This window comes from Pantoea sp. B9002 (genome assembly GCF_013385945.1).
Classification (GTDB): domain Bacteria; phylum Pseudomonadota; class Gammaproteobacteria; order Enterobacterales; family Enterobacteriaceae; genus Pantoea.
In genome coordinates, this window is the sequence record NZ_JACAPA010000024.1 from 1 (window position 1) to 8,854 (window position 8,854).

7 protein-coding genes are annotated in these 8,854 nt (G+C 54.1%); 3 read left to right on the forward strand and 4 right to left on the reverse strand.

Translation table 11 applies throughout. The annotated features are described in order from the left end of the window. Positions 1-225 precede the first annotated feature (225 nt). Positions 226-2,286 carry a hypothetical protein gene (locus HX773_RS13920; protein WP_176972008.1) on the reverse strand — a complete coding sequence of 687 codons (2,061 nt, stop codon included), beginning with the start codon at positions 2,284-2,286 and terminating at the stop codon, positions 226-228. Between the two features lie 329 nt (positions 2,287-2,615). Continuing rightward, the gene (locus HX773_RS13925; protein WP_176972009.1) at positions 2,616-4,106 is read right to left on the reverse strand and encodes a PLP-dependent aminotransferase family protein; all 1,491 of its coding nucleotides are present in this window, start codon (positions 4,104-4,106) and stop codon (positions 2,616-2,618) included. Positions 4,107-4,215: 109 nt separating this feature from the next. Here HX773_RS13925 and gabT point away from each other — a divergent pair, with 109 nt between their 5' ends. Together gabT and gabP are read left to right on the forward strand one after the other, a co-directional pair. Further along, positions 4,216-5,478, forward strand: a complete 1,263-nt coding sequence (gabT, locus tag HX773_RS13930; protein ID WP_176972010.1) for a 4-aminobutyrate--2-oxoglutarate transaminase — start codon at positions 4,216-4,218, stop codon at positions 5,476-5,478. A 94-nt stretch (positions 5,479-5,572) separates the two neighbouring features. Continuing rightward, complete coding sequence (gabP, locus tag HX773_RS13935) at positions 5,573-6,967, forward strand: GABA permease (RefSeq protein WP_218168250.1); 1,395 nt, start codon at positions 5,573-5,575, stop codon at positions 6,965-6,967. 32 nt (positions 6,968-6,999) lie between these two features. Here gabP and HX773_RS13940 read toward each other — a convergent pair whose 3' ends face one another. Both HX773_RS13940 and HX773_RS26160 read right to left on the reverse strand, forming a co-directional pair. Then, positions 7,000-7,326, reverse strand: a complete 327-nt coding sequence (locus HX773_RS13940) for a hypothetical protein (RefSeq protein WP_176972012.1) — start codon at positions 7,324-7,326, stop codon at positions 7,000-7,002. Positions 7,327-7,471: 145 nt separating this feature from the next. Further along, a complete protein-coding gene (locus HX773_RS26160; RefSeq protein ID WP_370463608.1) occupies positions 7,472-7,663 on the reverse strand; it encodes a hypothetical protein in 192 nt (63 codons plus the stop codon). On the opposite strand from HX773_RS26160, the gene HX773_RS13945 reads away from it, so the two are divergent. Beyond that, complete coding sequence (locus tag HX773_RS13945; protein WP_370463607.1) at positions 7,569-8,846, forward strand: glycoside hydrolase family 10 protein; 1,278 nt, start codon at positions 7,569-7,571, stop codon at positions 8,844-8,846. The genes HX773_RS26160 and HX773_RS13945 overlap by 95 nt on opposite strands. The last annotated feature ends 8 nt before the right edge of the window (positions 8,847-8,854 follow it).

Below are 8,854 nucleotides of genomic sequence, written 5' to 3' on the forward strand. Positions count from 1 at the left end.
GTTTTTGTTGACCGCTACAGTTAGCAACAGCTACCCTTAAAAATATAAAGGGAAAGTGTCTCAGGGCACTTTCCTTTTTTCATTGCCGGCATAACAAAAAACGCCAATGTTAAATAAAAAAGGTTCAAACATATAAATATGCTCGAACCTTCATACACTCCTTCTAAAAACTAATACCTACAGATTCCCGATGGGTGGAGATGTGTACCGGGAATTTTGCAGCAATTAGTAAGCGTAAGTTTCTAAGCTTTCCGTTGCATCGATTAATGGATAGGCCAGAATGAGGTTCTGGAGAGCGTCAGCCCCCTCACTTGTATTTGATAATAGCTGTTGATTAACATCATCCAGAGACAACTCCTGATAACTAACCGGAGTCATTGATGAGAAAAATGCATCCTGCCCAGCTGATAACAACTCATTGAAATTCAGAGTGGATGACATATTTTCATCCCCCATAAAGCGTGTAGCTGCGGTTATTGGCGTAATCGTGATGTTAAATGGATCACTGGTTACACCATTTGCTGACACGGTAACTTCGTGCGTTCCGACCGGCAGCGTTTTGCCATACTCCCAAAATCCATATGGCGATGAAAGCACACTATCAAAAACTTCACCATTAAGCTTAATGTCAACCCAACTGTATATGGCTGCTTTTCCGGTGAATATGGGTGATGAGTCTTGAGTTACAGCACCGTTTGAAAGATTAACAATATTTACACCATAATCATCGTAAACATGTTCAATAACAGGTTTCAAACTCGCATTATTATCAGGCGAGTTTACTTCGATGAGGAAGCCCTGACTGCGAATACCATCAGACTCAACGTGCAGATCGTTGGTGCCAATGTTTAGCTTCGGCTCCATCATCCACTGCCCGCTGCTGTCAACACGCACGCTGGCTACCAATTCGCCGTTAGCATAGAGCGTCACCCATTGATTCGCCGGGCCGAAACCGTAGATTTTTGGCGTGATGTCATATGCCACACCGCCAGGGGTGATCATGTTGAACTCATCTGCCCAGACGGTATTGATAAACAGGTCTGATGAAGAAGGTACCGGCTGAACTCCGCTGTTTGCTCCATCTACCTCGATCATGAAGCCCTGACTGCGTATACCGTTGGCCTCGATATGCAGATCGTTAACTCCGTTTGTCAGCTCCGGCTCCATCATCCACTGACCATCGCTGTCAGCGCGTACGCTGGCAACCGGAACGCCGTTAGCATAAAGCGTAACTAACTGATTCGCCGGAGCGAAACCGTATATTTTTGGCGTGTTGTCATTTGACACGTTGCCCGGAGCAACCATGTTGAACTCATCTGCCCAGACGGTATTGATAAACAGGTCTGATGACGAAGGTACCGGCTGAACTACGCTGTTTGCACCGTCCACCTCGATCATGAAGCCCTGACTGCGCAGACCGTTGGCCTCGATATGCAGATCGTTAACTCCGTTTGTCAGCTCCGGCTCCATCATCCACTGACCATCGCTGTCAGCGCGTACGCTGGCAACCGGAACGCCGTTAGCATAAAGCGTAACTAACTGATTCACCGAAGCGAAACCGTATATTTTTGGCGTGTTGTCATTTGACACGTTGCCTGGAGCTACCATGTTGAACTCATCTGCCCAGACGGTATTGATAAACAGGTCTGATGACGAAGGTACCGGCTGAACTCCGCTGTTTGCACCGTCCACCTCGATCATGAAGCCCTGACTGCGCAGACCGTTGGCCTCGATATGCAGATCGTTAACTCCGTTTGCCAGCTCCGGCTCCATCATCCACTGACCATCGCTGTCAGCGCGTACGCTGGCGACCGGAACGCCGTTAGCATAAAGCGTGACTAACTGATTCGCTGGAGCGAAACCGTAGATTTGCGGCGTGGGATCAGAAGTCTGGTTGCCGGGAGTAACCATCTGCTGCCCGTTATCATCAGCCCAAACGGTATTAATAAATAAGTCCGGCATTTTTACTGGACGTGGATGAGAAAAATCATAGATATCAATCCGGAAACTATTGCCACTATTTCCGTTAGAAGAAACAGTAAGAATGTTCTCTCCATAGGAGAGCGTAGGATAAATATTCCATAACCCATTCGCATCAGCTACGGCACTGCCTACCAAAACACTATTTGAATAGAGTTCAACAGTCGCAAAAGATTCCGCCGTACCTCGCACAACAGGTGTTAAGTCATCTGTTTCGTCACCCTTGTTTAAGTAGCCGGGATTTGCTCCTTGATTATCAAATACTGCTGTAATTTCCGGAGAGCGACTGTTATATGATAAATTCATGTACTTCTTCCTTGTTATGTATTTCCCTGACTAGCTGTCAGGAAAAACAAACATACCCGGTTGCTATTGGCATGCAATGCGACGGGTCTTGGATTTAAATGAATCAATTACCATTAATAAGGATTGTTTATACTTTCAAATAATATAACCTTGCATCGCAGTACAAGCATCAGTATCGCCTAAGATTTTATTATTATTTTGACTAAGATATAATTCCCGCTCATGTCAATATAGTCTCATTTAAGCGGGAATTTTTTTGCTTATTAATTCGGTTCCCTTAATGTCTTTGCGTCTTTATTTTTCAACTCAACTGACCAGCATTGTGCCCTTTATGGCGACCAAAGCATCAAATCGACCAGACAACCTTTGAGTACACCAAACGCATCCTGACACTGCCGTTCATCGACGCAGGCAAAACCCAGCAGCAAGCCGCGCCGTTCCTGCGGATGCATATAATATTGCGACAGCGGTCGCACCTTCACGCCGCGCCGCAGCGCCAGTGCGGCGACTGCCACATCGTCGCAACCGGTTGGCAGATTCATCACCAGATGCAATCCCGCTTCGTGATTCACCACCGGCAAAAAATCGGCCCCTAAATAACGCTCAATCAGGCTCACCATAAAGCGCCGCCGCTGGCTGTAGAGCTTACGCATGCGGCGAATGTGCGACATGTAATGCCCTTTCTGAATAAACTCCGCCAGCGCGCGCTGCACCAGCAGATGCCCGCCGCGATACAGCTCAGCTGCCGCCACACGCAGCGGCTGTGCCAGCGCTTTTGGCACCACCAGATAACCGAGACGCAGCGCCGGATAGAGCGTCTTGCTGAAGGTGCCCATATAAATCACCGGCGCATCCGGCTCAAAACCTTGCAAGGACGGAAACGGCTGGCCGGAGAAGCGAAACTCGCTGTCGTAATCATCTTCCACCAGCCAGGTTTTATGTTTACGCGCCAGATCGAGCAACTGCTTGCGACGTTCCAGGCTAAGATGCACGCCCAGCGGATATTGATGTGACGGTGTCACGAAAATCATCTTCGGTGCGCGACTGCGCGGCGGTAAATCGGGGATCAATCCGTGCTCATCCACCGCAATGGCATTGATTTTCAGGCCGTTAATGCGCAGCAGATTGCGTGTCCCCCAATAACCGGGCTCTTCGATCCACACCTGATCGCCGGGATCGCACAATACGCGTGAAACCAAATCCACCGCCTGGTGAATCCCTTCGGTAATGATGATTTGGTCGGCATCAGCGCGCACTGAACGCGCCACGCTGAGGTACTCCGCCAGCGCGGCACGCAGCTGTGCACAGCCGCCGTTGCTGCTGTAAATCAGCCGTTCGATATCCGGTTCACGGTTCAAACGCGCCTGAATCTGGCTGAAGAGTTTATGCGGGAACTGCGTGACATCCGGCGCGCCAGGCACAAAAGCGCCCCACTGATACGGCGACGCATTGGCATGGCCGAGCAGCGACGCGCCGCGTTTGGAAATCGCCGCCGGTTTCGCGCTTAAGGGTTCGATAGTCGCCACATTGCGCGGCGTATTTAGCGATCCCTCAGGCAAATTTTCTGCAATCCATGTACCGCTGCCGGTACGCGCCGTGACGTAGCCTTGTGCCATCAAATTCTCATACACGTTCAACACCGTGTTGCGCGACACCGACAGTTCGCGCGCCAAATCGCGCGTGGCAGGCAAGCGCGTGGCGCGCGGAAATATGCCTTCTGCGATAGCGGCTTGCATACAGCTCAGCAACCGCTGCTGCAACGTCCCTTCCGGCATAAACTGCATGCGCTCTAATACATGATCGGCGTACAAACTTCGCAATTGGCTCCCCTCTTTTCACTGAAAGTGGCTCTGGCAAGATAGCTCAGCGCAGGCATAAATAAGCGTGTTTGTCGTGATTTGTAAAGACGCTTATCGCTAAGGAAAGGTTATGGAAGGTAAAAACAGCCAGTTGCAGCAACGTAAAGATGATGCCCTGCCACGCGGCACCGGCAATCTTTGTCAGTGGTATGTAGAGCACGCGGAGAACGCCACGCTACGCGATGGTGAAGGCAACAGCTGGATCGATTTCGCCGGCGGCATCGCGGTGCTGAACACAGGTCATCGCCATCCACGCATCGTACAGGCGATTGCCGATCAGTTAGAGAAATTTACCCATACCGCATTCCAGGTCACGCCGTATGAGAGCTACGTGGCGCTGGCGGAACGCCTCAATCGCGTGGTGCCGATTGCCGGTAAAGCCAAAACCGCCTTCTTCTCCACCGGCGCAGAAGCGGTAGAAAACGCGGTGAAAGTGGCGCGTGCGGCGACGCGTCGTCACGGCATCATCACCTTCGGCAACTCCTTCCACGGTCGTACTTTTATGACCATGGCGATGACCGGCAAAGTGGCCCCCTACAAACGCGACTTCGGCCCGATGCCCGCATCGGTGTGGCACGCGCGCTATCCCAACAGCGTGACCGGCATCAGCGTTGATGATGCGCTCTCCAGCTTGCAGGACATCTTCACTCAGGACATCGCGCCACAGGATGTTGCGGCTATCGTGCTGGAGCCGATTCAGGGCGAAGGCGGCTTCCACGTCGCGCCGCCTGAATTCTTCAACCGTCTGCGGGCGCTGGCCGATGAACACGGCATTCTGCTGATTGCCGATGAAGTACAAACCGGCTTTGCCCGCACCGGCAAACTTTTTGCGATGGATCACTATGCGGTGAAACCGGATCTCATCACCATGGCGAAAAGCCTCGCGGGCGGCATGCCGTTATCGGCGGTGAGCGGCCGCGCCGAGATTATGGATGCGCCGGGTCCGGGCGGCCTGGGCGGCACCTACGCCGGTAATCCGCTGGCGATTGCCTCAGCGCATGCGGTGCTGGACGTGATCGCCGACGAGAAGCTGTGCGAACGCTCTCAACAACTCGGCGCGCAGTTAACCGACTTCCTGCACAGCGCGCGCAGCCAGTGTTCGTCTATTACCGACATTCGCGGCCTTGGCTCGATGATCGCGGTGGAGTTCGCCAGCGCGCAAACCGCGCAAACTATTCAGCAACAAGCGATGGCGCGTGGGCTGCTGCTGCTCACCTGCGGCCCGCAAGGCAATGTCATCCGCTTCCTCTATCCGCTCACCATTCCTGATGCGCAGTTCGGCCAGGCGCTGGAGATTCTCAGCAGCGTGCTGAGTCAACACGCCGATTCGTAACAATCTACCCAGCTCGCGCGGCGGGCTGGGCTTCTCACCTGTTGTAACCCGGTTGCGCGTGGCGCGGCCTGAGAGACGCTTTGGAGAAATATTGATGAGTTCACAGAATGCCGATGTACTGGCGCAAGGCCTGAAGCCGCGTCATGTGCGGATGTTATCGATTGGTGGCGTGATTGGTGCCGGATTATTTGTTGGTTCTGGCCATGCGATCGCCGAAGCCGGTCCGGCGGTGCTGCTGGCCTACATCGCCGCGGGCGCGTTGGTGGTGCTGATTATGCGCATGCTGGCGGAAATGGCGGTGGCGTCGCCGGATTCCGGCTCATTCTCCACCTACGCCGACAAATCGCTGGGCCGCTGGGCTGGCTTTACCATCGGCTGGCTTTACTGGTGGTTCTGGGTGTTAGTGATCCCGCTGGAAGCCAACGCCGCCGGCACCATCCTGCACTCGTGGTTTCCGCAGGTTCCGGTATGGGAATACACGCTGGCGATCACCGCGTTCCTGACCATCAGTAACCTCTTCAGTGTGAAAAACTATGGCGAGTTTGAATTCTGGTTCGCCCTGCTGAAAGTGGTGGCGATTGTGGCGTTCCTCTGCGCGGGAAGTTTAGCGGTGTTCGGTTTGATGCCGGGCAGTAGCACGCAGGGAATTTCACATCTCTATGACACCCAAGGCTTTATGCCGAATGGCATCGGCGCGGTGCTGGCGGCCATTCTGACCACCATGTTCTCGTTTATGGGCACCGAGATTGTCACCATTGCCGCCGCCGAATCGCGCGAGCCGAAGAAGCAAATCACCCAGGCCACCAACTCGGTGATCTGGCGCATCGCGCTGTTCTATCTGCTGTCGATCTTCATCGTGGTGGCGCTGGTGCCGTGGAATACGCCGTCGCTGATGAAAGCCGGTTCTTACCAGACGGCGATGCAGATGATGAACGTGCCGTACGCTAAGCAGATTGTTGATGTGGTGGTGTTAATTGCGGTATGTAGCTGTCTTAACTCAGCGCTGTATACCGCATCACGCATGATCTATTCGTTATCGCGCCGTGAAGATGCCCCCGCCGTCGCGTCGCGCACCACCCGCAGCGGTACGCCGTGGGTAGCGGTGCTGCTCTCCACGGCGGCCGCCTTCCTCGCGGTAATTGCTAACTATCTGGCACCGAGCGCAGTGTTTGAGTTCCTGCTCGCCAGTTCCGGTGCCATTGCGTTGCTGGTGTATCTGGTGATCGCCGCGTCTCATCTGGTGCTGCGCAAAAAGCGCGAGGCGCGCGGCGAAATCCTCAGCTATCGCATGTGGCTGTTCCCGGGTCTGACGTGGGCGACGATGGTGTTCATCGTCGGCGTGTTGGTTGCCATGCTGTTTAACCAGCAACACCGTCCAGAGATTATCGCCACCGGCCTGCTCACGCTGGGTGTCGTCGCCGCCAGCCGCATTGTGCAGCGCAAACGCGTGGCGCGTAAAAACGAGGAGATGGTGGCGTTGCGTTCGTAACGCATTGATTCCGGGCAAGGATGCCACGGAAGTTAGTCGTAATGCACGTCGATGCTGATGGCTTCTTCCAGCACGTTGAGGTTAATCGCGCATTTGCGCCACACCGGCAGACCGTTGGTCATGTTGTTATCCACGAAGTACTGCTGAAAATCTTTCAGCGCCTCCGAGAGATCGCCAATCGCGCGCGCATCGGGTTCAAACCAATCCGGTTCACCGTTTTCATCGATGTAATCGAACTGAAACTGCCCGCCATCATCGTCCGCAAACAGTTCAGCCTGAACGATCAATTCCCGCGCACCTTGCGGGCCACAGCTAAAGATGATCTGGCCGATACGGCGATAAAGGTCTTCGTATTGCATAGGTTTTGGGTTCCTCAAATAAATTAACTGCGCGCAATAAATTGCGCCGCTACGAAATCCCGCACGTATCTGTAGCGGCGCGATTCATCGCGCAAACAATGACACCAATATTGACTTTAGTCCGCATGATAAGAGAATGAGGCTCTTAGAACAGAAAGTTGCAAAAAAGGGAGTTTACCATAGCCTGTTCACATCGTTTTCCCTGGGTTAACACCAACAAAAAATCCGCTGCGCTGATCGCCATTGCTGTCGCCCTTTCACTGGCCAGTTGCTCCTCGCCGCCACCGAAATCGCTGGTCACGCCGTTGCCGACGGTCAGCAAACCGCCAATGCCCACCAAACCTGCGCTGAGCAAAGAACCGGTACGCGGCGTGTGGCTAACCACCGTTTCACGCCTCGACTGGCCGCCGATCAATTCAGTGAATGCCAGTCCGGCCAACCGCATCCACCAGCAGCAACAAGCGTTGACCGACAAGCTGGATAAACTGAAAAGCCTCGGCATCAATACGGTATTTTTCCAGGTAAAGCCGGATGGCACCGCGCTGTGGCGCTCAAGTATCTTGCCGTGGTCAGACATGCTGACCGGCAAGATTGGTGAAGATCCCGGCTACGATCCGCTGAAATTTATGCTGGATGAGGCGCACAAACGCGGCATGAAGGTGCACGCGTGGTTCAACCCTTATCGCGTCTCGACCAACGTCAAACCCTCCACGGTTAACGCGCTGAATAATACGCTTGCGCTGCAACCAGCCAGCGTGTTTGTGCTGCATCGCGACTGGATCCGCACCGCCAGCGACCGCTTCGTGCTCGATCCCGGCATTCCCGCCGCGCGCGACTGGATCACCAGCATCGTTGCGGAAGTGGTGTCGCACTATGCGATCGACGGCGTGCAGTTTGACGACTATTTCTATACCGAAACGCCTGGTTCAACCCTCAACGACAACGCCACGTTCCGCCAATATGGTCAAGGTTTTGCATCGAAAGCTGACTGGCGACGCAACAATACGCTGCTGTTAATTGAGCAGGTGTCGCGCACCATCAAGCAACTGAACCCGAACGTTGAATTTGGCGTCAGCCCGGCAGGCGTGTGGCGCAATCTGTCGCATGATGCGGCGGGCTCCGACACGCGCGGTGCGGCCGCCTACGACGAAGCCTATGCCGATACGCGTCGCTGGGTGCAAATGGGACTGCTGGATTACATCGCGCCGCAGCTTTACTGGCCGTTTGCGCGCCAGGCCGCCCGCTACGACGTATTAGCCAATTGGTGGGCGGACGTGGTGAAGCCAACGCATACGCGGCTCTATATCGGTGTGGCGCTGTATAAAATCGGCGAAGCGTCGAAAAGCGAGCCTGACTGGACGGTGAATGGCGGCGTGCCGGAGCTGAAAAAGCAGTTGGATCTTAACGAGTCGCTGCCGCAAATTAATGGCACAATTTTGTTCCGTGAAAATTACCTCAATCAGCCACAAACCCAGGATGCGGTGAAGTATTTGCGTGGGCGTTGGGGCCGGTCGCCATAAATGGCGAC

Coding starts and splice junctions, on each gene's coding strand:
- HX773_RS13920 (WP_176972008.1), bottom strand. CDS start 2,286: ATGAATTTATCATATAACAGTCGCTCTCCGGAAATTACAGCAGTATTT.
- gabT (WP_176972010.1), top strand. CDS start 4,216: ATGGAAGGTAAAAACAGCCAGTTGCAGCAACGTAAAGATGATGCCCTG.
- gabP (WP_218168250.1), top strand. CDS start 5,573: ATGAGTTCACAGAATGCCGATGTACTGGCGCAAGGCCTGAAGCCGCGT.
- HX773_RS13940 (WP_176972012.1), bottom strand. CDS start 7,326: ATGCAATACGAAGACCTTTATCGCCGTATCGGCCAGATCATCTTTAGC.